We start from the raw sequence: 1,953 nt of genomic DNA, 5'->3' as shown, positions 1-1,953 counted from the left end.
GGGGCCGCCGTCGGAGACGTAGCCGGCCTGGCCGTTGCCGGCGACGGTGGTGATGATCCCGTTGGGCGTCACCTTGCGCACGCGGTCGTTGAGGTAGTCGGCGATATAGAGGTTCCCCGCCGCGTCCACGGCCACGTCCGTGGGGCGGTTGAGTTGGGTGGCGGTCGCCGGGCCGCCGTCCCCGGCGAAACCGCACTCACCGTTGCCGGCGACGGTGGTGATGATCCCGTTGGGCGTCACCTTGCGCACGCGGTCGTTGGAGAAGTCGGCGACGTAGACGTTCCCCTCCCCGTCCATTGCCAGGCCCCGGGGGAGGCTGAGCTTGGTGGCGGTCGCCGGGCCGCCGTCCCCGGCGAAACCGCACTCACCGTTGCCTGCCACTGCGACGATCGTGCCGTCCGGGAAGGCCGCCGTGGCGAGGGATCTGGTTGTCATCGCTGTTCCTCCTGTTGTAGTGCGAGGCGCGGCTGTATTCCAGTCCGGGCGCGCCCCGGGCTCTTATAGCCGCGCCCGGCTGTGCTCGGCGCGGAATGCGAACGGGACATCACTGAGCGGGAGGCGACCGCCGTGGCGCTCGATGCGGCGGCCTCTCCAGGAGTCAGGGGGACGCCACCCGTGTGGCGTTCGCGGGCATGCCTGGCCGCGGTGGCGGCTCGGGAGGCCTTCGCGATATGCACCGCTGAGGCTCGGGCCCTCTCTGTCCAGGAAGAGGGCCTGGCCTCTTCGAGTGGGTTTCGCCCCGCGCCAAGCATGGTCTTCGCGGGGTTATGCCTCGATGGTGACGGTGGCGTTTCCGCTGGCGAAGGGCGGGTTGCCGATGCGGACGCCGACGCGTACGGCGCCGGTCGCGGCGTCGGCTTGGACTTCCATCTCGGGATAGACGACAGCCCATTTGCCGGGGTCCAGGTCGAGGGCGGCGCCCCGCATCGTCAGGGTTCGGTTGCCGTCGGAGCGCTGGCCGGCCAGTTCGGTCTCGTACGTCGACCCTTCGCGGGACATCATCACCCGGTTCTCGGTGAACCACAGGCCCTCGGGGGCGGTGAAGACGATGTCCTGGGGGCCGATCCGGGTGCGCCCGGCGTTGGTCAGGGTGAGCACGACCGGGTAGACCCATTGCTGGCCGGGCTTCACTCGCGCCTTCTCGAGCTGGGTCTGGACGATACGGACGCTGTGCCCGGCAGCGGCGCCGGTGACCTTGGCCAGGATCTGCACGGGGGAGCGCCGGCCGATGCTGGCCGAGCCGTCGCTTGCGAGGCTGGCGGCGGCATCGGGCTGGGCGCGCAGGCCGATGCTGTAGATGAGGGTGCCCGCGTCGGTGGTGGTGGTGTTCAGGTGCGGGTTGTCGCGGATGACCAGGGTTCGGCCCAAGTCGTAGATCTCGTGTTCCAGGTCGCCGGTGATGGCGCCCTGGATGGTGTCGGGGTAGGTGTAGGTGGGCCGGCCGGTGAAGGTGAAGCCGGTGGGGGCGGTGAAGCGCTGGGTGATGATGCCGGGGTTGACCGGCTGGCCGACAGGTGAGACGTACCGCAGCAGGAGGCGTGCCACCTGGCCGGGGGCGACCTCCGGGATGTGCTCCTGGTAGACGGTCAGGGCTCGCTCGTCAGCGGTCGGTTCGGGGACGACGACGGTGACGGGCAGGGTGAAAGTGTTGTCCTTGAGGTTGAGGTCGCCGCCGTACTGGATCTCCAGGGTGGACTCGTACGTGCCCGGCTTGGCGGTGTCCGCGGCGCGGACGCGGAAGACACCGTCCAGTGAGCCTTTGTTGGGGGCCAGGTCGGTGCCGGGGAAGGTGCGGGTCAGGCGCCGCCCGTTGTTCTCCTGGGTGCTTTCCAGGCCGTCGGCCAGAGTGAGCACGACGGTGATGTGCTCTCCGCTGGCGATGGCGGGGCCGCGGTTGTGGACACGGGCGCCCAGGTCGAACTCCTGGCGACGGGGGACCATGACCGGGAGGAC

The 1,953-nt window shown here is 69.9% G+C and carries 1 protein-coding gene and 1 pseudogene; both read right to left on the bottom strand.

The window, feature by feature from the left end:
* Positions 1-435, bottom strand: a pseudogene (locus ABZ471_RS48495) (Teneurin-2); the annotation flags it as partial.
* 330 nt (positions 436-765) lie between these two features.
* Positions 766-1,953: hypothetical protein (locus ABZ471_RS48490; protein WP_359075579.1), on the bottom strand; the 1,188-nt coding region annotated here is incomplete at its 5' end.

Origin of the sequence: Streptomyces sp. NPDC005728, from assembly GCF_040630895.1 — a bacterium.
Taxonomy (GTDB): Bacteria; Actinomycetota; Actinomycetes; order Streptomycetales; family Streptomycetaceae; genus Streptomyces.
Note: the sequence above shows the minus strand (reverse complement) of the source record. Positions and strands in the feature narration are given on the sequence as shown.